A 21,673-nucleotide genomic window follows, 5' to 3' on the forward strand; every position below is an offset into this window, starting at 1 on the left:
CGAACATCCGGTGAAGTCTAACGGCGATGAGGCCCCGGCAACGCCAGACCCGCAGGCCGGGCGTCACGTCGGGCACGGTCGGGCTCACCGGGCCCGGGGATGGGCCCCGGCCCAGACTTCCCGCAGCGCGCTGACCGTGACGAGGGTGTAGATCTGCGTGGTCGTCACCGAGGCGTGGCCGAGGAGTTCCTGCACGACGCGGACGTCGGCCCCGCCTTCGAGGAGATGGGTGGCGAAGGAGTGCCGCAGCGTGTGCGGGGACACCGCGGCCGAGATGCCTGCCCGCTCGGCCGAGTCCTGGAGCACCTGCCAGGCGCTCTGCCGTGACAGTCGGCCACCGCGGGCGTTGAGGAAGATCGCAGGCGTGCCCTTGCCGCGGCGCGCCAGGTCGGGTCTGCCGCGGACCAGGTAGGCGTCCAGAGCGCTCACCGCGGGTCTGCCGATCGGCACCAAGCGCTGCTTGCCGCCCTTGCCGCGGAGCAGCACCGACCGCGAGTGGACGTCCACGTCGTCGACGTCGAGCCCCACCGCTTCGGAGATCCGGGCGCCGGTGGAGTACAGCACCTCGAGCAGCGCACGGTTGCGCAGCGTCAGCGGTCCGTCGGCCTCGCCGTCACCGCCTGCGCCCTCGAGCAGTGCCAGCACCTCGTCGACACCGAGACTCTTCGGCAGCCTGCGACCGGGCGTCGGCGGTTTGACTGTGCGCGCGACGTCGACGTCGGTGAGCCCCTCCGCGGCGGCGAAGCGGTGCAGTCCGCGCACCGCGATCAGCGCACGCGCGGCAGACACGGCCGACAGCGCCACCGCGCCCGCCTCGGGATCGCCCTTGCGCAGCGCCACCAGGAACTCGCTCACGTCGACCTCGGTGACGTCGCGCAGATCGGCCACGCGGCGGGACGTGAGGTGTTCGGCGTAGCGGCGTAGGTCGCGTCGGTAGGACGTCAGCGTGTTGGCTGCCACCCCGCGTTCGATGGTCAGGTGATCGAGGTAGCCCCGAAGCTGTTCGTCGAGCACCGCGGTGTCACCCGTGGACTCGGCGCGCGCTTCGAAGGTGGTCACCTCTGCCGGGTCCTGAAGGCATTCGAGCGGTCACGCCACGGCGCGTCGACGCCTCGCAGCGTCTCGACGTCGGTGATCGTGGCAGCGGCCAGGATTCCGGCGACGGCAAGGGAGTTCACGATCTCGCCGGCCAGCACCATCTCGACCGCCTTCGCGAGCGGCATCCGCTCGACGGTCAGGTCGGCCTCCTCGTCGTGAGCCTCGGGCCGGTCGACCTCGGTCAGGTCGGTGGCCAGGTAGATCCGCACGCTCTCGTCGCTGAAGCCGGCCGCGGAGATGACGTCGACCAGCACGCGCCACGTACCGGCGGCGAGGCCGGCTTCCTCCATCAACTCGCGGGCCGCGGTCTCGTGCGCCGGTTCGTCACCCATGTCGAGCAGGCCGGCGGGCAGCTCCCAGAGCCGTCGCTTCACCGGGTGCCGGTACTGATGCACCATCACGACGTTGCGGTCGTCGTCGAGTGCCACGATGCCCACCGCGCCGTAGTGCTCCACGATCTCGCGCCGGGCGGTGCCGCCACCGGGCATCCGGACCTCGTCGGCGCGCAGGGCGAAGATCTTCCCGACGTACAGCGTCTCGCTGGCGACGGTGTCGAATTCGTGGTCAGCCACGGGCGGCTTGCTCGAGTTCGGCGGCCGTAGTGGGCTCTTCGTGCTCGTCGAACTCCATCGGAAGCCGCTCTGCCGCCTTGTAGTCCAGCGCCGCGCCGACGAACGCCGCGAACAGCGGGTGCGGACGCGTCGGCCGACTCTTGAGCTCGGGGTGCGCCTGCGTGCCGACCAGGAAGGGATGGGTCTCGCGGTCGTACTCGACGAACTCGACGAGGTGACCATCGGGCGATGTGCCCGAGAACCGCAGACCACTCTTGGCGATCTTGTCCCGGTAGGCGTTGTTCACCTCGTAGCGGTGCCGGTGCCGTTCGGAGACGTCGATCGACTGGTACGCCGTGGCCACGATCGAATCGGGTTGCAGGACGGCCGGGTAGGCACCGAGGCGCATCGTCCCGCCGAGGTCGGCCTCCCCCGCCACGATGTGCTCCTGGTCGGCCATGGTCGCGATCACCGGATCCGGAGTGTCCGGGTCGAACTCAGCAGAGCTGGCCTCGGTGAGCCCCACCGACCGCGCGGCCTCGATGACGATGCACTGCAGACCCAGGCACAACCCGAGGACCGGAATGCCGTGCGTGCGGGCGAACTTGATCGCGCCGATCTTGCCCTCGATGCCGCGGATGCCGAAGCCACCGGGGATCAACACGCCATGGACGTCGTTGAGCGCAGCGGCGGCGTTCGCGTCCAGTTCGCAGTCATCGGAGCCGACCCAGCGAATCTCCACCTTGGCGTGCTGCTTGAAGCCACCCGCGCGCAGCGCCTCGGCCACCGACAGATACGCATCGGAGAGGTCGATGTACTTGCCCACCAGTGCGATTCGCACGGTCTCGCGGGGTTCGTGGACCCGGTGCAGGAGGTCGTTCCACTGCGTCCAGTCGACGTCGCGGAACGGCAGGTTCAGCTTGCGCACCACGTACGCGTCGAGTTCCTCGCGGTGCAGCACCTTCGGGATGTCGTAGATCGACGGCGCGTCCGGTGTGGAGATGACGCCGTCGATGTCGACGTCGCACATCAGCGCGATCTTGTTCTTCAACGGTTCCGGTACGTCGCGGTCACACCGCAGGATCAACGCGTCGGGGCTGATGCCGATGCTGCGCAGCGCGGCCACCGAGTGCTGGGTCGGCTTGGTCTTCAGTTCCCCGGAAGGAGCCAGGTACGGCACCAGTGACACGTGCAGGAAGAAGCAGTTGTCCCGGCCCACCTCGTGACGGACCTGACGGGCGGCCTCGAGGAACGGCAACGACTCGATGTCGCCGACGGTGCCACCGATCTCGGTGATCACGACGTCGGGCCGGGTGCCGTCGGCGTCCGGCAGCGCCATCGCCAGGATGCGGCGCTTGATTTCGTCGGTGATGTGCGGGATCACCTGAACGGTGTCGCCGAGGTACTCGCCACGACGTTCCTTGGCGATCACCGTCGAATAGACCTGCCCGGTCGTCACGTTGGCCGAACCACTGAGGTTGCGGTCGAGGAAGCGCTCGTAATGCCCGACGTCGAGGTCGGTCTCGGCGCCGTCCTCGGTGACGAACACCTCACCGTGCTGGAACGGGTTCATGGTGCCCGGGTCGACGTTGAGGTACGGGTCGAGCTTCTGCATGGTCACCTGCAGACCCCGCGCCGTGAGCAGCTGCCCGAGGCTACTGGCCGTCAGGCCCTTGCCCAGAGAAGACGCGACACCACCACTGACGAAGAGGTGTTTGGTCGCGGTCTGCGGGTGCTTGCGTAGTGATGGCAACAGCGACCTCCGTGGTGATGGGGCAGGGCTTGGTTTTCCGGGCTGAAGCCTGGTTCGGGGCCTGCCGACCCACGGAATCTCACCCTAACACCGACGCCGTCGGAGTGTCGTTGGCGCGCCGCAGATGCGGTGTCGCCCACACCTGCGCTACTGCGGCAGGGTGACCGAGGCGGCGCCCTGGCCGACGCCGTACTGGCCGGGACTCCCGCCGCCCGCGAGGTCGGCGAGGGCGAGGACCGCGGTGATCCGACCGGACTGCGCGTCGACGTCGTCGACCGTGCTCACCGCACCGCTCAGGCTCGGGTCGGATCTGATCACCGACACCGCAGCCGTACCCGATGCCGAGCCGTCGCGGCCGACGACCACGGTCCCGGCGCCGTGCGGGGCGAGACCGCCCGCGAGGCGGGCGACGGTGGACCCCTGGTTGCCTGCGTCCTCGGCCAGGCCTGCGCCGGTGACGATGAGGGCGGTGTCGGCGAGCCCGATGCGCTGCTCGCCGTAGGTCAGGAAACCGGTGTCGCGCAGCGTAGCCAGCACGGTGTCGCGTTGCGCGTCGTCGACGCCCGCGGCGGCGGGGTCCTTGCCGCGCAGCAGCGACAGGCCCAGCAGATCGCCCGCCTGGGACCCCTGGTCCACGAGCTTGGTGCTCAGCTGGCGGCCCGCGGGAACGATCGGCGAGTTCACGACCGATAGCAGCTTCTCCGCGGAGTTGGCTTCGACGAACTCCTGGGTGAGCGCGATCGTGCCCGTGACGGTGCCGCCTGCCGTACCCACGTAGCGGGTCAGCGCGTCGACGTCGTCGTCGGCGGCGTCAGGTGTGCGGAACACGACGACCGACTTGTCCTTCAGCGCGTCACGCAGGATGCGCGGCGACATCGACGAGTCGAAATCACCGGCGGCACTGAGCCGTTCGTTGAGAGCGTTCTTCTCCTCGGTGAGGTCGTCGATCTGCGTCTGCAGTTCGGCCTTGTCGTCGCGCAACCCGGCCAGCAGCGTGTTCGACAGCAGACCGGAACCGAGCATGACCCCGATCGCCAGGGCCAGGAACACCGCGGCAAGCGATATGGCATGCGAGCGAAGCGAGATCACCGTCGAGCCCTAGGTGACCAGACCCTGGACCCACAGGGAGAACTGATCCCAGTAGGTCGAAACCCATTGCAGTACTGCGGCATCGGCGCGCGACACCCACAGCGCGACGATCACGGCGACCAGCATGGCGAGCACCAGCAGGGCGATCGCGCCGCCAGAGATCCGGCTGCGGTACAGCGTCGCCACGGCCTTGGCGTCGACGAGCTTCTCGCCCACCTTGAGCCGGGTGAGGAACATCGACGGGTTGCTGTCCTGGCGGGTGCGGTCGAAGAACTCCTCGATGTTCGCGGTGTGCCCCGCGGTCACGATGAGTGACGCCCCGTGGTGATCGCACAGCAGCAGCGCGAGGTCGGCAGCCGAACCCGCCGCGGGGAACGTCATGGCGCCCACGCCGAGGTCTTGGATGCGTTCGAGGCCCTTCGCGTGCCCGTCGGCGTCGGCGGGCAGCACCACCTGTGCACCCGACCGGAGCACCTCGACGCTCATGACGTCGGGATCGCCGACGATCAGGGCGGGCCGATAGCCGGCCTTGCGCAGGATGTCGGCTCCCATGCCGACGCCGACCAGGACCGGCTGGTACTCCTTGATGAACGGCTTGAGCGCCTTGAGGTCGTCGGCGGCAGCCGGCCCCTCCGCGACGACGACGACGTGACGGCGGCTGACGTCGACGTCGATGTCGGGGATGCCCATCCCGTCGATCAGCAGGGGGCTCTCGCTGCGGATGAACTCGATCGTGTTGCCCGCGAACGCCTCCAGATGTGCGACCAGACCCGTCTTCGCCTCGATCATCAGATCGTGGATCTCGAGGTCGGTGCGCTCGTGCCCGAGTGCGAGACGACGATCGCCGGTGTAGACGCCGCCGTTGTGCAGGCGGACCCGCGCGCCGTCCTTGACCTTCTTGAAGATCTCGGGGCCGGTCTCGTCGATCAAGGTGACGCCGTTGGCCACCAGCACCTCGGGGCCCAGGTTCGGGTAGCGCCCGGAGATGGAGGGCGACGCGTTGACGACGGCGGCCACCTGAGCCTCGACGAGCGCGTCGGCGGTGATCCGGTCGAGGTCCAGGGCGTCGATGACCACGATGTCGCCCGGCCCGACCCGCCGCAACAGTCGGTCGATGTCGCGGTCGACGCGGGCGGTACCTGAGACGCCGGGGCGGGTACCGGCGTTACGGGAGAGCAGCGCTGACATCTTCATGAGGGCGATTCTGTCGGCCAACCCTCAAGTTGAGGTGGAGGCGCGCCGAAACATGCGTCACTCCAGTTTCCTTTTGTCACATCTGCAACACGCATCGGGCGACGTTCGGTGACGATTCCGCTCAGGCGGTTTGGCCCGCGTCCTGCAGCGCGTGGTCCCGCGCAGCCTCGAGCAGTTCGCGCGCGTGCGCGCGCCCGCTGTCCGACTCCCCCAAACCCGCGAGCATGCGCGCCAATTCGGCCACCCGCGCGTCGTCGTCGAGCCTGCGGACCTCGCTCGACTTTCCCCGTCCGCCGGTGCTGTCCACCATCAGGTGGACGTCGGCGTACGCAGCCACCTGCGGCAGGTGGGTCACCACGATCACCTGGTGCGTCCGCGCGAGCCGGGCCAGACGCCGGCCGATCTGCACGGCTGCCCGGCCGCCGACGCCAGCATCGACTTCGTCGAACACCATCGTGGTGCCCTCCGCCGACTTGGCGAGCACGACCTCCAGCGCGAGCATCACCCGCGACAGCTCACCGCCCGACGCGCTCTTGGACAGCGGCAGCGCATCCGACCCCGAGTGCGGCGTGAAGCCGAATTCGACCGCGTCGACGCCGTGATGGCCGGCGTGCACGATCTCCCCGGTGGGCAGCGTGAGCGGCGCCGAGTCGTCGGCCCGCGCGGGCATCGGCGACACCGAGATGGAGAACCCCGCCCCGGTCATCGCGAGACCCGCGAGTTCGGCCGTGACGGCCTTGGCCAGCGCCTTCGCCGCCTTGGTACGTGTCTTGGTGATCGCGACGGCAGCGGTCACGACCGCGCCCTCCAGTTCGGTGACGCGCTGCGCCAGCGTGGCCAACGCCTCCTCCGACACGTCGAGCTGCTGCACGCGGCGCCGCGCGTCCTCCGCCCACGCCAGCACGCCGTCGATGTCGGCTGCGTACTTGCGGGTGAGTGCGCGCAACTCCCCCTGCCGGGCCAGCTTCGTCTCCAAGGTGCTTGCGTCGCTGGGCAATTCGGACAGGAAGTCGCCGAGTTCGGTTGCCACGTCACCGATCACGGCCATTGCCTCGGTCAGGCGGTCGCCGAGTGTCCGCAGCGCAGCGTCGTCGGTGGCGCTCAGCGCGGCCTTGGCCTGGCCCACGCCGTCGGCGGCCGACGTGCCCTCGGCTGCCGGTTCGTCCACCGGTCCTGCCAGCGCCGTGCGCGCCACCAATGCGGCATCGCGGACGGCGTCGAGTTCGGAGAGCCTGCGGATGTCGTTGACGAGCGCCTCGTCCTCCCCCGGCAGGGGCGCCACGGAGTCGATCTCCTGCAGACCGAACTGCAGCCGGTCCGCCTCCTGCGCCATCTCCCGGGCCCGTTGCCTGCGGTCGGCGAGATCGCGCCGCGCCGTCAGCCACGCCTCCCGCGCACTGCGGTAGCGGCTCAGCGCCGACTCGACGTCGACGAACCGGTCGAGCGCAACGAGCTGTTCGTCGGGCCGCATCAACCGCAGCTGATCGTTCTGCCCGTGCAGGGCCAGCAATTCGGTGGTGAACGTGCTGAGTGACTTCGCCGGAACGCTGCGGCCGCCAAGATACGCCCGGGACGGGCCGTCGCGACTCACCGAGCGTGCGGCGATGACGCTGCCGTCGTCGTCACGCACCGCGCCCGACGCGTCGAGCACCTCGTCGATGCGGGCGGCGACGTCGGGAGTCAGGTCGTCGGTGCTGAACCGTCCCTCGACGACGGCGCGGTCGGAACCCGACCGCACGCGGTTGGCGTCCGCGCGTGCACCGCCGAGCAGATGCAGACCCGTGACGACCATGGTCTTGCCGGTGCCGGTCTCGCCCGTCAACACCGTCAGCCCGCGGTCGAACTCCGCGGTGGCCGCGTTGATGGCGCCCAACGCCTCGATGCGTATCTCGGAGAGCACTACTGTCCGCGCCAACCCGTGACCGGCAACCGGAACTTCCGCACCAGGCGGTCGGTGAACGGCGCACTGTCCAATCGGATCCACTTGAGCGGCGTTCCGCACCGGGTCACCTCGAGGCGGCCTCCCGCCGGCACCTGCATCTCGCGGCGACCGTCGCAGAACACCATCGCGTCATAACCGCCGGCTTCGACCTCGATCGCGATCGCGGCATCCGGGCTGGTGACCATCGGCCGCGCGAACAGCGCATGCGCATTGTTCGGCACGACGAGGATCGACTCGAGGTCCGGCCACAGGATCGGTCCGCCCGCAGAGAACGCATACGCCGTCGACCCGGTCGGCGTCGACACCAGCACGCCGTCGCACCCGAATGCCGAGACCGGCCGTCCGTCGACCTCGAGCACGACGCCGAGGACGCCAAGCCGCGGGCCCTTCTCCAGGCTGGCCTCATTGAGCGCCCAGCCGCGTTGCGCGATCTTGCCGTCGACGCGCACGGCGACGTCGAGTGTCATGCGTTCCTCGACCCGGTAGTCACGCTGGATGACGTGCTCCAGCACGCTGTCGAGCGCGTCGGCCTCGGCTTCGGCGAGGAAGCCGATCCGGCCGAGGTTGACCCCGAGCACCGGGATCTCCACGTTGCGTGCCAGTTCGGCTGCCCGCAGGAAGGTTCCGTCGCCACCCAGGACGAGCACCAGCTCGCACCCCTCGGCGGCCCGCTCATCGGCGTCGACGACCCCGCTGTCCAGACCCCACTCCGTCGGGTCATGCGGCGCCAGCCGCATGGATCCACGGTCGACGGCCTCGGCCGCGAGCACCCGCAGGGCCACCCCGTTGTCGCGGAGCACCTTCTCGACCCGGCGCGCGGTCTCCGTCGCGTCGTCGCGGCCGGTGTGCACCACGAGCAGAACAGTGCGTTCGGTGGTCACTGGGGCCCCTTCTCGACTGCGTTACGGACGGCCGCGTCGAGCGCGGCACCGTCCAGCGATTCCGGCGCGGGCGTCCGCAGCCGGAGGAAGAACTCGACGTTGCCGGACGGCCCGGGTAACGGGCTGGACGTCACATCGACTGCGGGCCAGCCCAGTTCAGCGGCCCGGCGCGCGACGGTCAGAACGGCGTCGATCCGCAGTTCGGGATCGCTCACCACGCCACCCTGACCGACCCGCTCCCTGCCGACCTCGAATTGCGGCTTCACCATGGGAACGATATCGGCGTCCGGGGACGCGCACGACGCGAGCGCGGGTAGCACCGTCGTCAGCGAGATGAACGACAGGTCCGCGACGACCAGGTCGACCGGTCCGCCGATCATCTCCGTGGTGAGGTTGCGGACGTTCGTACGCTCGACGACCGTGACGCGATCGTCGGAGCGCAGCGACCACGCGAGTTGCCCGTATCCGACGTCGGCCGCCACGACCTCTACGGCGCCGCGGTCGAGTAGTACCTCGGTGAACCCTCCGGTCGACGCACCCGCATCGAGGCACCGGCGGCCGGTGACGTCGATGCCGAACGCGTCCAGAGCGCCGATCAGCTTGTGCGCTCCGCGCGACACCCACGTCCGTTCGTCCTCGGCCACGGTGAGGCGGGCGTCGAGTGCCACCGCAGTCGCCGGCTTCGCGGCCGGTATGCCGTCGATCCGGACTCTGCCTGCGCCGATCAATTCGGCCGCCTGCTGCCGCGACCGTGCCAGACCACGTCTGACCAGTTCGGCGTCGACCCGGGCACGACGAGTCACGCGCCTCCGCTCACCTGGCCACGCTCGACCGACTCCAAGGCCTGAACCAACAGGTCGTGCGCTTCTTCCAGGCGCACGGCGATGGCTTCCACGTCCGCGCCGGGGGCATGGGCTGCGGGCAGATCAGCGAGCAGCGCCTCGATCTCCACCCGAATCTGATCGGGGTCGGTACTCATGTCGACTCTCACGCTAGCCGATGCGGCCGTCAGACCAGCGACCAGCGTTCCAGCGCCTGCCGCGCCACGTCGTCCCCTGCGTCGACGACGAACCCGGGCTCGATGCCCGATTCCCACACCGCACTGGCGACGGCGCGCACCACCGTCAGTGAATCGTCGGTTGCGGAACCCTTCGCATGGACGGTGACCCGATCGCCATCGACGTCGACGCGCCACGCCGGATGCGGCGCGACGCGCAGTGTGTCGGCGTCGTCGTGCAAGGACCGCAGGTCGGCTCCGAGGTAGTCGGGGCGCTCTCGGGGGACGGCGCGCACCATCTCCGGTGCCGTGCTCACGCCGGTGAGCACCATGAGGCTTGGCAGCCCCGCGGCATTGGCGCCAGATATGTCGGTGTCCAGGCGGTCGCCGACCACCAGCGGCGACTCGAATCGTCCGCGGGCCAGTGCATCGTTGAGCAGGGTCGGCTCCGGCTTACCGGCCACCTGGGGATCCTGGTCGGTGGCGGTCCGCAGCGCAGCGACCATCGAGCCGTTTCCCGGCAGCAGGCCCCGTTCCGATGGCAGGGTGCGGTCGACGTTCGCGGCGACCCACGTCGCGCCGGAGCGGATGGCGAGCGCGGCCTCGGCAAGGTTCGCCCAGCCGGTCTCGGGTGAGTGTCCCTGCACGACGGCCGCGGGGTCGTCGGTCGCTTCGCGCACCGGTACGAGCCCGACGTTGCTCATCTCGTCGGCGAGCGCATCGGTGCCGATCACCAGAACCCGTGCACCCGAGGGCAATTGAGACGCCAGCAGCTTCGCGGCACTCTGTGCGCTCGTCACCACGTCGTCGGCATCGGCGACGAAGCCCATCTCGTTGAGGTGCTTGGCCACGTCGCCGGGTGCGCGGGAGGCGTTGTTCGTGACGAACAATGCCCGACCCGTCACCGACGCGAGGGTCTCGACGGACCCCTCGGTCGCCTGGTGGCCACGGAAGACGGTGCCGTCGAGATCGAGGAGCAGGCAGTCGTGTTGCTCGGCGAGAGTCGTCACCTCAGGAGAGCTCCGTGATGCGTTCCTCGGCATCGGTGAGCCCTTCGAGGTCGGCAGCTGCGGCGTGGATGAACCACTGCAGGGCATCCGCCGTCCGGCCCAGTTCGAGGAGTGTGTCGGCATAGACGTAGAACAGTCGCGCGGCGGTCTGGCCGGTACGCGTGGAATCCAGTGGCGGCGACGACAGCCCCGCCAACGCCTGTTCGTGCTGACCCAGATCGGAGCGTGCTCCCGCGACGACGATCCGGAGTTCGTCGGCGTCGTCACCGGTCAGCGCGGCCGCCTCGGGGGTACGGGACAGTTCGACAGCCCGTTCCGGTCGGCCGACGCCGCGCTCGCAGTCGGCGATCAACGGCAGGAGCGCCGACTTGCTGCCCATGCGGCGGGCGGCGCGGAACTCCGAGAGCGCCTGGGCCCAGTCGCCACAGTGGTAGGCCGCGATGCCCACGGCCTCACGCACGGCGGCAATCCGGCCTGCACGGCCACGGGCCGCCTGCGCGTGCTCGAGCGCCTTCTGCGGGTTCTCCTCGAGGAGATCGCCGGCTGCGACCAGATGGCGGGCGACGTAGTCGGCAGTCGACTTGTCCAGGGTGAGCAGTTCGCTGCGCACGTCGGGGGCGAGCTGCTTGGCCTCGATCTGTGGCGGCAGGGCAGGGCCCGACCGTTCCCCCGAATCTCCGTCGGAGCGCGGCTGATTCGGCCGGGCTCGATTCGGGCCGGACGAACGGGGGGCGCCACGGGAATCACGCTGTGGCCGGCGAGGCCCACCCGATCCCGAGGGACGCTGCGACCGTCGGTCACCGCCTTGCCTGTCTTGGGCCACGTGATGCCTTCCTACTTCTCGCGCTTCTCCGCCGAGCTTACGGTTCATTCAGCCGGCTGGCGATGACGGCCCATTTCTTGATTCGAATTCGAATGCAGAAATGCCAGTGGCCCCCAATCTTGGATTGGGGGCCACTGGGCTTAAATGGGTGTTCGGCGGTGTCCTACTTTTCCGCCCGGAAGGGCAGTATCATCGGCGCTGGCAGGCTTAGCTTCCGGGTTCGGGATGGGTCCGGGCGTTTCCCTGCCGCTATTACCGCCGTAACTCTATTCTTTTGCAGCCCCAGGTGTTTTTGGTGGTGGGGTGTGGTCTGTTCGATATCGTGGATGTGCGTGGTTGCGAACGCGTTGTGGTGCTTACACGATTTTCCCTTGATGGGTTTGTGTGTAAGTTTTCGGCCGGTTAGTGCCAGTTCCCTACGACCATTACTGGTCTTCTAGGTCTGGTCTATCAATCCCGTGGTCTGCGGGGGGCCTTATCCCACTAAATGGGTGAGAAGCCTGGTCTTGGAGGGGGTTTCCCGCTTAGATGCTTTCAGCGGTTATCCTGTCCGAACGTAGCTATCCAGCGGTGCCCCTGGTGGGACAACTGGTAGACCAGAGGTTCGTCCGTCCCGGTCCTCTCGTACTAGGGACAGGTTTCCTCAAGCTTCTGACGCGCGCGGCGGATAGAGACCGAACTGTCTCACGACGTTCTAAACCCAGCTCGCGTGCCGCTTTAATGGGCGAACAGCCCAACCCTTGGGACCTGCTCCAGCCCCAGGATGCGACGAGCCGACATCGAGGTGCCAAACCATCCCGTCGATATGGACTCTTGGGGAAGATCAGCCTGTTATCCCCGGGGTACCTTTTATCCGTTGAGCGACACCCCTTCCACTCGGGGGTGCCGGATCACTAGTCCCGACTTTCGTCCCTGCTCGACATGTATGTCTCGCAGTCAAGCTCCCTTGTGCACTTACACTCAACACCTGATTGCCGTCCAGGTTGAGGGAACCTTTGGGCGCCTCCGTTACTCTTTTGGAGGCAACCGCCCCAGTTAAACTACCCACCAGGCACTGTTCCTGAACCGGATATACGGTTCGAGGTTAGAAGCCCAATACGATCAGAGTGGTATTTCAACGATGACTCCACCCACACTGGCGTGCGGGTTTCACAGTCTCCCACCTATCCTACACAAACCGTACCGAGCGCCAATACCAAGTTGTAGTGAAGGTCCCGGGGTCTTTTCGTCCTGCCGCGCGTAACGAGCATCTTTACTCGTAGTGCAATTTCGCCGAGTCTATGGTTGAGACAGTTGAGAAGTCGTTACGCCATTCGTGCAGGTCGGAACTTACCCGACAAGGAATTTCGCTACCTTAGGATGGTTATAGTTACCACCGCCGTTTACTGGGGCTTAAATTCTCAGCTTCACCCCCCGAAGGGAGTTAACCGGTCCTCTTAACCTTCCAGCACCGGGCAGGCGTCAGTCCGTATACATCGTCTTGCGACTTCGCACGGACCTGTGTTTTTAGTAAACAGTCGCTTCTCACTGGTTTGTGCCACCCCCTCCCGCTGCCGGCCGCAAGGGCCATGACGATATGGGGGTCCCCCTTCTCCCGAAGTTACGGGGGTATTTTGCCGAGTTCCTTAACCATAGTTCACTCGTACGCCTTGGTATTCTCTACCTGACCACCTGTGTCGGTTTGGGGTACGGGCCGTGTTAGCACTCGCTAGAGGCTTTTCTTGGCAGCATAGGATCACCGAATTCGCCTCACTCGGCTATGCATCACCTCTCGGACCATGTGACACCCGGATTTGCCTAGATGTCGTCCTACGGGCTTGCCCCAGTATTACCACTGACTGGTACGGCTACCTTCCTGCGTCACCCCATCGCTTGACTACTACCAGCGAAGGTCCCGCGCAGCCCCACACCCCCATCACCCCGAAGGGATCAAGTGAGCATGGATTTGGGCGGTTAGTACCGCTGATTCATCAGGGACGCGCACACACGGGTACGGGAATATCAACCCGTTGTCCATCGACTACGCCTGTCGGCCTCGCCTTAGGTCCCGACTCACCCTGGGCGGACTGGCCTGGCCCAGGAACCCTTGGTCTTTCGGCGGGCAAGGTTCTCACTTGCCTTATCGCTACTCATGCCTGCATTCTCACTCCCACACCCTCCACCACACCATCACTAGGTGGCTTCACCGGTGTGCAGGACGCTCCCCTACCCAACCTCACCTAAAAGGTGTTGGTTGCCGCGGCTTCGGCGGTGTGCTTGAGCCCCGCTACATTATCGGCGCACAATCACTTGACCAGTGAGCTATTACGCACTCTTTCAAGGGTGGCTGCTTCTAAGCCAACCTCCTGGTTGTCTTCGCGACTGCACATCCTTTTCCACTTAGCACACGCTTAGGGGCCTTAGCCGGCGATCTGGGCTGTTTCCCTCTCGACGCACGGAGCTTATCCCCCGCCGTCTCACTGCCACACTGTTGACTTACCGGCATTCGGAGTTTGGCTGACGTCAGTAACCTTGTGAGGCCCATCGGCCATCCAGTAGCTCTACCTCCGGCAAGAACCATGCAACGCTGCACCTAAATGCATTTCGGGGAGAACCAGCTATCACGGAGTTTGATTGGCCTTTCACCCCTACCCACAACTCATCCCCTCAGTCTTCAACCTAAGTGGGTTCGGGCCTCCACGCGGTCTTACCCGCGCTTCACCCTGGCCATGGGTAGATCACTCCGCTTCGGGTCCAGAACACACCACTACACCACACACTCTTGTGTGGATACGCCCTATTCAGACTCGCTTTCGCTGCGGCTACCCCACACGGGTTAACCTCGCGACATGTCCCTGACTCGCAGGCTCATTCTTCAAAAGGCACGCCATCACCCCACGCATGAACGAGGGCTCTGACGGCTTGTAGGCACACGGTTTCAGGTACTATTTCACTCCCCTCCCGGGGTACTTTTCACCATTCCCTCACGGTACTAATCCGCTATCGGTCATCAGAAGGTATTCAGGCTTACCGGGTGGTCCCGGCAGATTCACAGCAGATTCCACGGGCCCGCTGCTACTCGGGAAACACCATCAAGGCAGACATCGGGTTTTCACGTACCGGGCTCTCACCGTCTACGGCAGGCCATCCCAAGACCACTTCCGCTAACCACGACATTTTCTCACTGCCCACCAGGGAGGTAGCCCCGATAAGATGGGTCCCACAACCCCGCACACACAACCCCTACCCGGTATCACATGCATGCGGTTTAGCCATCCTCCGCTTTCGCTCGCCACTACTCACGGAATCACTATTGTTTTCTCTTCCTACGGGTACTGAGATGTTTCACTTCCCCGCGTTACCTCCCGCACCCTATGTATTCAGATACGGGTAACACGACATCACTCGTGCTGGGTTTCCCCATTCGGACACCCTCGGATCAACGCTCGGTTGGCAGCTCCCCGAGGCATATCGCAGCCTCCCACGTCCTTCATCGGCCTCTGATGCCAAGGCATCCACCATGCGCCCTTAAACACTTACAAAGCACAAAACCATTAAACAAAGAAAAATCACACCACAACACACCACCAACAACACCCACCACGCCCACCCCCGAAGAGGCGAACACGACGACGGCGCCATCAGCAGTCTGATGCTCGCAACCACTATCCACGAATCAAACACCACACCCCACCACCAAGCGGGGCAACAACAACACCACCCGAAACCAATCGGGCCGACCCCCCCACACACCCCCCACACCCCCAACGGGGCGCCTCGGAGCAATGCACTCGGGTCGCGGGCCTGTTGTCTCAAAGCCCAATAGCGTGTCTGATGATTCCCTGCCCACAACGGTTTTCCCGCCGCGTGAGCATGTTTGCCATGTGCACCAGACCCCCACCCACTACAGGCGAGAGGCCATCCAACGAATCGTCCAGATCACCGAACTCCCACAGTCGTGGGCGGGCCTGACTCTCGTGGTGCTCCTTAGAAAGGAGGTGATCCAGCCGCACCTTCCGGTACGGCTACCTTGTTACGACTTCGTCCCAATCGCCGATCCCACCTTCGACGGCTCCCTCCCACGAGGGGTTAGGCCACCGGCTTCGGGTGTTACCGACTTTCATGACGTGACGGGCGGTGTGTACAAGGCCCGGGAACGTATTCACCGCAGCGTTGCTGATCTGCGATTACTAGCGACTCCGACTTCATGGGGTCGAGTTGCAGACCCCAATCCGAACTGAGACCGGCTTTCAAGGGATTCGCTCCACCTCGCGGATTCGCAGCCCTTTGTACCGGCCATTGTAGCATGTGTGAAGCCCTGGACATAAGGGGCATGATGACTTGACGTCATCCCCACCTTCCTCCGAGTTGACCCCGGCAGTCTCTTACGAGTCCCCGCCATGACGCGCTGGCAACATAAGATAGGGGTTGCGCTCGTTGCGGGACTTAACCCAACATCTCACGACACGAGCTGACGACAGCCATGCACCACCTGCACACAGGCCACAAGGGAACTGATATCTCTACCAGCGTCCTGTGCATGTCAAACCCAGGTAAGGTTCTTCGCGTTGCATCGAATTAATCCACATGCTCCGCCGCTTGTGCGGGCCCCCGTCAATTTCTTTGAGTTTTAGCCTTGCGGCCGTACTCCCCAGGCGGGGTACTTAATGCGTTAGCTACGGCACGGATCCCAAGGAAGGAAACCCACACCTAGTACCCACCGTTTACGGCGTGGACTACCAGGGTATCTAATCCTGTTCGCTCCCCACGCTTTCGCTCCTCAGCGTCAGTTACTGCCCAGAGACCCGCCTTCGCCACCGGTGTTCCTCCTGATATCTGCGCATTCCACCGCTACACCAGGAATTCCAGTCTCCCCTGCAGTACTCTAGTCTGCCCGTATCGCCCGCACGCCCACAGTTGAGCTGTGAGTTTTCACGAACAACGCGACAAACCACCTACGAGCTCTTTACGCCCAGTAATTCCGGACAACGCTCGGACCCTACGTATTACCGCGGCTGCTGGCACGTAGTTGGCCGGTCCTTCTTCTGCACATACCGTCACTCGCGCTTCGTCTGTGCTGAAAGGGGTTTACAACCCGAAGGCCGTCATCCCCCACGCGGCGTCGCTGCATCAGGCTTGCGCCCATTGTGCAATATTCCCCACTGCTGCCTCCCGTAGGAGTCTGGGCCGTATCTCAGTCCCAGTGTGGCCGGTCACCCTCTCAGGCCGGCTACCCGTCGTCGCCTTGGTAGGCCATCACCCCACCAACAAGCTGATAGGCCGCGGGCCCATCCCACACCGCAAAAGCTTTCCCCCACCAGACCATGCGGCCAGCGAGGTGTATTCGGTATTAGACCCAGTTTCCCAGGCTTATCCCAAAGTGCAGGGCAGATCACCCACGTGTTACTCACCCGTTCGCCACTCGAGTACCCCGAAGGGCCTTTCCGTTCGACTTGCATGTGTTAAGCACGCCGCCAGCGTTCGTCCTGAGCCAGAATCAAACTCTCCAAACAAAAACAACCCAACCAAAGTCAGGTGCAGTGCAAATCAGAGAAATCCGATCAGACAAAAGACACCAAAAACTGGCATCCAAAAAACATCCACACCCCCCAAACGAGAAAAAAGGGGCATGACCAAACAACAAACAAAAACCACCAAACACACTATTGAGTTCTCAAACAACACACCCGTTTCGACCGCGCAACGAACCGCGGCTAAAAGCCGCTGATCGGTACTGCGGGCGAAGAGGACCCCCACCGAAGTGTGGGCTTCCCTCTGGGAGTCTGCCGCGCTCCCCGGTCCGGAGACCGTGTCGCGGCGACCTGAGATAAGTTACGTCAGTGGAAACTCGGAGTCAAATCGCCTGCTAGTCGCGATTTTTGGCGGCCGGCACGCGGCCACTCCCGGGCTCACTTCGAACTCATCCGATCGGGCCTCTCGACCCAACCGAGGTGTTCAACGGACGCACACTCCCCCGTGTTCCCGAGCCGGCGAGATCGACGTCACTCGACCGTTCATCCGATGCGCTGCACTGTTCACCCGATGCGCTGCACTCCCGCGATGTTCCGCTTGCCGCGGCGCAGCACCAGCCACCGACCGTGCAAGAAGTCCGTCGGCTGCGGCGTCCATTCGTCGGTGTCGATCCGAATGTTGTTGACGTACACGCCACCTTCGGCGACGGTCCGGCGCGCAGCGCCCTTGCTCGCAGACAGACCGGTTTCCACCAGGAGATCGGTGATGGAGTCAGGCCCGTCCGGTGCGAGTTCCGCGACCTGGTCGTTGCCCGCCTCGCGCAACGCGGCGGCCAGCGTTCCCTCGTCGAGGTCGGTGAGTTCGGCACGTCCGAACAGAGCCTGGCTCGCGAGTTCGACGCCCTCGGTGGCGGCTTGCCCGTGCACCAGAGTGGTCAGTTCCCGGGCCAGACGGCGTTGCGCAGCCCGCTCGTGTGGCCGGCTCCGGGTGGCCTCGTCGAGGTCGTCGATCTCCTCGCGCGACAGGAACGTGAACCACCGCAGGTAGGGAACGACGTCGGCGTCGGCAGCGTTGACGAAGTACTGGTACCACGCATACGGGCTGGTCAGCGCTGGATCGAGCCAGAGGTTCCCACCACCGGTGGACTTGCCGAACTTCTTGCCCTCCGAGTCGGTCACCAACGGCGTGGTCATCGCGTGCACGCTGGCGCCGGCCTTCTGGCGCACCAGTCGCACGCCGGCGACGATGTTGCCCCACTGGTCGGAGCCGCCGATCTGCAGCGCACACCCGTGCCGCTGGTACAGCTCGACGTAGTCGTTGGACTGCAGCAGCATGTAGCTGAATTCGGTGTAGCTCATGCCGTCACCTTCGAGGCGGCGTCGCACGGTGTCCCGGTCGAGCATCACGTTCACCGAGAAGTACTTCCCGACGTCGCGCAGGAACTCGATGGCCGACAGCTGTCCCGTCCAGGTGAGATTGTTCTCGACCACGGCGCCGGTGGCCGACGAGTCGAACTCGACGAACCGCTCCAGTTGGCCGCGGATTCTGTCGGCCCAGTCGGCCACGGTGTCGGCCGAGTTCATGATCCGTTCCCCGGTGTCGCGTGGATCGCCGATCATGCCGGTCGCACCGCCCGCCAACACGATGGGCCGGTGACCTGCCTGCTGGAACCGTCGCAGAGTCAGCAGGGGGACCAGATGTCCTGCATGCAGGCTGGGCGCCGTCGGATCGAATCCGGAATACAGGGTCAGCGGGCCCGCGGCGAGGTCGTTCGCCAATGCCTCGCGATCCGTCGACTGGGCGATCAGCCCGCGCCATTCCAGTTCATCGAGGATGTCGTCAGCCATGCGTCGATCTTCCCGCATCGCGCTTCGCGCACTGCACTCAGTCGCTGGCTCCCGGCGCGGGCGCCCTGGGGCTGCGCCGGTACGCCGACACCTCGGGCCGACCCGACACCCAGTACCGCCACGGCCGGTCGGCGGCGGTGCTCACCCCGACCCGTGGCCCCGCGGCGGCGTCGAGCGGCACGCCGAGTTCGAGGCGCACCGCACCGTGCGGATCGAACAGGTCGATCCCGTTGTCCAGCAGCGTGATTCCCAGTGCCGAACACAAGTTTCCCGGGCCGCGGGCAAGCGCGACGGGCGTGACGGTCGGTCCACGCCGTGCGGCGGCCAGGGGTTCACCGTCCTCGATCACCGCGGCCCTGAGGAGCACCGCTCCCGCGACGCCATCCTCGGCGCAGACGACGTTGGCGCAGACGTGGATGCCGTGGCTGCGGTAGGCATACAGCCTGCCGGGGGGCCCGAACATGACCGCACTGCGCGGCGTCGGTCCGCGAAACGAGTGGGCCGCGGAGTCCGGCCACGGCCCGTCGACCGGCCCGCCGTACGCCTCGGCCTCGACGATCACGGCCGCTACTCCGCGTCCGAGCAGACGGGCGCCGAGCAGGCGTCGCGCGGCCTCGCGGGGATCGGCGGGGACGTTCGTCGGACTCACTTCAGCGATTCTGCCGAGTCCATTGACACGCCTTTCACTGGGGAGGATATTCATCTCATGATGAACTCATCATCTGATGAATTAATCGCAGGCACGTCGACTCCGGCGGTGGCGATCGAGCACCTGACCGTCACCCGGGGTGGGCGCCTCGCCGTGGACGACCTGACCGTCGAGATCCCACGCGGCACGATCACCGGGCTGCTCGGTCCGTCCGGCTGCGGCAAGACGACGCTCATGCGGTGCATCGTCGGCACCCAGCTGATCGCGTCCGGCACGGTCACGGTGCTCGATCACCCGGCCGGGTCGGCCGACCTGCGGGGACGCGTCGGCTACGTAACTCAGCAGGCGACGATCTACGACGACCTGCGGGTCGTGGACAACGTGCGCTACTTCGCCTCCCTGTACGGAACGGGAGCAGGGGCGGCCGACGAGGCGATCGAATCGGTCGGCCTCGCCGATCATCGGACGGCGTCGTGCGCGAATCTCTCCGGCGGTCAACGCACCCGGGTTTCGCTGGCGTGCGCACTCGTCGCGCGACCGGAGCTGCTGGTACTCGACGAACCCACCGTCGGCCTCGATCCGGTGTTGCGGGTCGACCTCTGGCAGCGCTTCGGTGAGCTGGCGCGCGAAGGCACGACCCTGCTGGTGTCGAGCCACGTGATGGACGAAGCCGACCACTGCGGCGACCTGATCCTGATGCGCGAGGGCCGTCTGCTCGGCCACACCACCCCCACCACACTGCGAGAGGACACGGGATGTCAGTCACTGGAGGAGGCGTTTCTGTCCGTCATCCGGCACAGCACCGGGCCCACCAGCGTCGCAGCCGGCTGAGTCCCGCGGCGTACGTCGCGACGACCGTGCGCATCCTGCGCCAACTCTCTGGCGACCATCGCAGCGTCGCGATGATCCTGGTGGTGCCCAGTGCGGTCATCACGCTGCTGTACTTCATGTTCCAGAACGCACCGCACCGGCCGGGGACGCCGTCCCCGTTCGACAATGCGTGCCTGATCATGCTGGGCGTCTTCCCGCTGATCGTGATGTTTCTGATCACCTCGATCACGATGCAGCGGGAGCGGGTGTCCGGGACGCTCGAGCGCATCCTCACCACTCCCCTGCGCAGGCTCGATCTGCTCGCCGCCTACGGCACGGCATTCTCGATCGCCGCTGCGGCGCAGGCCACCTTGGCCTGCGTCGTCTCGTTCTGGCTGTTGGGCCTCGACACCGCGGGCAGCCCGGCGCTGGTGTTCGCCATCGCCATCGTCAACGCGATCCTCGGCGTGGGACTCGGTCTGCTGTGCAGCGCGTTCGCCCGCACCGAGTTCCAGGCCGTGCAGTTCATGCCCGTCGTCATCGCGCCGCAGTTGCTGCTGTGCGGCATCATCGTTCCCCGCGAGGCGCTGCCGGAATGGTTTAAGTGGATCAGCAACGCACTCCCCGCGAGCTATGCGCTCGAGGCGCTGCGCGAGGTGGGCGCGCACCCCGACCTCACCGGGACGGCGGCGCGTGACATCGCGGTGGTGGTCGGCTTCGCCGTCGTCGCCCTGGGTCTCGCAGCTGCCACGTTGCGACGAAGGACTCCGTGAGCAAGCGGCCCGGACGTCCGCGGGGTCAGTCCGACACCCGCGACAGGATTCTCCTCAACGCTCGAGAACTGTTCGCCCGCAACGGCTTCGATCGAACATCGGTCAGGTCGATCGCCGGCGCCGCCGGAGTCGACGCGGCGCTCGTCCACCACTACTTCGGCACCAAGCAGCAGCTGTTCGCCGCGGCCATCCACATACCGATCGACCCCATGCAGGTGCTCGGACCGATGCGCGAGACACCCGTGGCCGAACTCGGCTGGAAACTGCCGTCACTGCTGCTTCCGCTGTGGGACTCCGAACTGGGTTCCGGCTTCATCGCGACGCTGCGGTCGCTGCTGGCCGGAGAAGACGTCAGCCTCGTGCGGTCGTTCCTGCAGGAGGTCATCTCGGTTGAAGTCGGCCGTCGCGTCGACGACCCGCCCGGCTCGGGCCGGATCCGCGTGCAGTTCGTCGCGTCTCAGCTCGTCGGCGTCGTGATGGCGCGGTACATCTTGGAACTGGAGCCATTCGCATCGCTACCGGTCGAGCAGATCGCCGAGACGATTGCGCCGAATCTGCAGCACTACCTGACCGGCGACCTGCCGGGGTTGGGCTAGCTTCCCGCGAGTTCGAGCAGTCGAGCGTGCTCGGCGTCGTCGGAGATGGTCTCCGCCTCGTCGACGAGCAGCACCGGCACGTCGTCCTCGACCCGGTACGCGCGACGCAACCTTGGGTTGTAGAGGGTGTCGCGTTCGCCGGAGATGAAGAGCAACGGGCCACGGTCCTCGGGGCAAACGAGGATGTCGAGTAGACGCTGGTCGAGCAC

At 65.9% G+C, this 21,673-nt stretch carries 17 protein-coding genes and 3 rRNA genes; 3 read left to right on the forward strand and 17 right to left on the reverse strand.

All coding sequences use genetic code 11. The features are described from left to right. Positions 1–84: 84 nt before the first annotated feature. The 16 genes from xerD to G6N61_RS05230 form a co-directional block, all read right to left on the reverse strand. Entirely contained in the window at positions 85–1,059 is a 975-nt protein-coding gene (gene xerD, locus G6N61_RS05155) for a site-specific tyrosine recombinase XerD (RefSeq protein WP_179973569.1), read from the reverse strand. Further along, on the reverse strand, positions 1,056–1,670 hold the full coding sequence (locus G6N61_RS05160; RefSeq protein WP_163917562.1) for an NUDIX domain-containing protein: 615 nt from the start codon (positions 1,668–1,670) through the stop codon (positions 1,056–1,058). Before G6N61_RS05160 ends, xerD begins: the two co-directional genes overlap by 4 nt. Continuing rightward, positions 1,663–3,402, reverse strand: coding sequence for a CTP synthase (locus G6N61_RS05165; protein WP_163917563.1), 1,740 nt, complete (start codon positions 3,400–3,402; stop codon positions 1,663–1,665). The genes G6N61_RS05160 and G6N61_RS05165 overlap by 8 nt, the downstream gene beginning before the upstream one ends. 147 nt (positions 3,403–3,549) lie before the next feature. Continuing rightward, positions 3,550–4,491, reverse strand: a complete 942-nt coding sequence (locus G6N61_RS05170; RefSeq protein ID WP_163917564.1) for a copper transporter — start codon at positions 4,489–4,491, stop codon at positions 3,550–3,552. Positions 4,492–4,500: 9 nt separating this feature from the next. Then, positions 4,501–5,685 carry a putative cytokinetic ring protein SteA gene (gene steA, locus G6N61_RS05175; RefSeq protein WP_163917565.1) on the reverse strand — a complete coding sequence of 395 codons (1,185 nt, stop codon included), beginning with the start codon at positions 5,683–5,685 and terminating at the stop codon, positions 4,501–4,503. Between the two features lie 121 nt (positions 5,686–5,806). Continuing rightward, positions 5,807–7,585, reverse strand: a complete 1,779-nt coding sequence (recN, locus tag G6N61_RS05180) for a DNA repair protein RecN (RefSeq protein WP_163924606.1) — start codon at positions 7,583–7,585, stop codon at positions 5,807–5,809. After that, positions 7,585–8,508 carry an NAD kinase gene (locus G6N61_RS05185; RefSeq protein WP_163917566.1) on the reverse strand — a complete coding sequence of 308 codons (924 nt, stop codon included), beginning with the start codon at positions 8,506–8,508 and terminating at the stop codon, positions 7,585–7,587. The genes recN and G6N61_RS05185 overlap by 1 nt, the downstream gene beginning before the upstream one ends. Then, the gene (locus tag G6N61_RS05190) at positions 8,505–9,311 is read right to left on the reverse strand and encodes a TlyA family RNA methyltransferase (RefSeq protein WP_163917567.1); all 807 of its coding nucleotides are present in this window, start codon (positions 9,309–9,311) and stop codon (positions 8,505–8,507) included. Before G6N61_RS05190 ends, G6N61_RS05185 begins: the two co-directional genes overlap by 4 nt. Further along, on the reverse strand, positions 9,308–9,487 hold the full coding sequence (locus G6N61_RS05195) for a hypothetical protein (protein WP_163917568.1): 180 nt from the start codon (positions 9,485–9,487) through the stop codon (positions 9,308–9,310). The genes G6N61_RS05190 and G6N61_RS05195 overlap by 4 nt, the downstream gene beginning before the upstream one ends. A gap of 29 nt (positions 9,488–9,516) precedes the next feature. Then, entirely contained in the window at positions 9,517–10,515 is a 999-nt protein-coding gene (locus G6N61_RS05200; protein WP_163917569.1) for an HAD-IIA family hydrolase, read from the reverse strand. Between the two features lies 1 nt (position 10,516). Next, positions 10,517–11,386, reverse strand: coding sequence for a tetratricopeptide repeat protein (locus tag G6N61_RS05205; RefSeq protein ID WP_163917570.1), 870 nt, complete (start codon positions 11,384–11,386; stop codon positions 10,517–10,519). Positions 11,387–11,488: 102 nt separating this feature from the next. Further along, positions 11,489–11,601 (reverse strand): 5S ribosomal RNA (rrf, locus tag G6N61_RS05210). A 119-nt stretch (positions 11,602–11,720) separates the two neighbouring features. Further along, positions 11,721–14,859 (reverse strand): 23S ribosomal RNA (locus G6N61_RS05215). A 449-nt stretch (positions 14,860–15,308) separates the two neighbouring features. Next, a 16S ribosomal RNA gene (locus G6N61_RS05220) occupies positions 15,309–16,830 on the reverse strand. Together the 16S, 23S and 5S rRNA genes form the textbook arrangement of a ribosomal RNA operon. Before the next feature lie 522 nt (positions 16,831–17,352). After that, the gene (tyrS, locus tag G6N61_RS05225; protein ID WP_163917571.1) at positions 17,353–18,636 is read right to left on the reverse strand and encodes a tyrosine--tRNA ligase; all 1,284 of its coding nucleotides are present in this window, start codon (positions 18,634–18,636) and stop codon (positions 17,353–17,355) included. A 37-nt stretch (positions 18,637–18,673) separates the two neighbouring features. Continuing rightward, positions 18,674–19,285, reverse strand: a complete 612-nt coding sequence (locus G6N61_RS05230; RefSeq protein WP_235887418.1) for a DNA-3-methyladenine glycosylase — start codon at positions 19,283–19,285, stop codon at positions 18,674–18,676. Between the two features lie 57 nt (positions 19,286–19,342). Here G6N61_RS05230 and G6N61_RS05235 point away from each other — a divergent pair, with 57 nt between their 5' ends. The 3 genes from G6N61_RS05235 to G6N61_RS05245 are packed head-to-tail and all read left to right on the forward strand — an operon-like array spanning position 19,343 to position 21,464. After that, positions 19,343–20,116, forward strand: a complete 774-nt coding sequence (locus tag G6N61_RS05235) for an ABC transporter ATP-binding protein (RefSeq protein ID WP_163917573.1) — start codon at positions 19,343–19,345, stop codon at positions 20,114–20,116. Beyond that, positions 20,041–20,868 carry an ABC transporter permease gene (locus G6N61_RS05240; protein ID WP_163917574.1) on the forward strand — a complete coding sequence of 276 codons (828 nt, stop codon included), beginning with the start codon at positions 20,041–20,043 and terminating at the stop codon, positions 20,866–20,868. Before G6N61_RS05235 ends, G6N61_RS05240 begins: the two co-directional genes overlap by 76 nt. Next, positions 20,865–21,464 carry a TetR/AcrR family transcriptional regulator gene (locus G6N61_RS05245; RefSeq protein WP_163917575.1) on the forward strand — a complete coding sequence of 200 codons (600 nt, stop codon included), beginning with the start codon at positions 20,865–20,867 and terminating at the stop codon, positions 21,462–21,464. The genes G6N61_RS05240 and G6N61_RS05245 overlap by 4 nt, the downstream gene beginning before the upstream one ends. Here G6N61_RS05245 and G6N61_RS05250 read toward each other — a convergent pair. Then, entirely contained in the window at positions 21,461–21,673 is a 213-nt protein-coding gene (locus G6N61_RS05250) for a Trm112 family protein (protein WP_179973570.1), read from the reverse strand. The two genes, G6N61_RS05245 and G6N61_RS05250, sit on opposite strands and share 4 nt — an antisense overlap.

It is taken from the genome of Mycolicibacterium arabiense (genome assembly GCF_010731815.2).
In the GTDB taxonomy this organism is placed as follows: Bacteria; Actinomycetota; Actinomycetes; order Mycobacteriales; family Mycobacteriaceae; genus Mycobacterium; species Mycobacterium arabiense.

Coding starts and splice junctions, on each gene's coding strand:
- tyrS (WP_163917571.1), bottom strand. CDS start 18,636: ATGGCTGACGACATCCTCGATGAACTGGAATGGCGCGGGCTGATCGCC.
- G6N61_RS05235 (WP_163917573.1), top strand. CDS start 19,343: ATGATGAACTCATCATCTGATGAATTAATCGCAGGCACGTCGACTCCG.
- G6N61_RS05195 (WP_163917568.1), bottom strand. CDS start 9,487: ATGAGTACCGACCCCGATCAGATTCGGGTGGAGATCGAGGCGCTGCTC.
- G6N61_RS05205 (WP_163917570.1), bottom strand. CDS start 11,386: ATGAACCGTAAGCTCGGCGGAGAAGCGCGAGAAGTAGGAAGGCATCAC.
- G6N61_RS05240 (WP_163917574.1), top strand. CDS start 20,041: ATGTCAGTCACTGGAGGAGGCGTTTCTGTCCGTCATCCGGCACAGCAC.
- steA (WP_163917565.1), bottom strand. CDS start 5,685: ATGAAGATGTCAGCGCTGCTCTCCCGTAACGCCGGTACCCGCCCCGGC.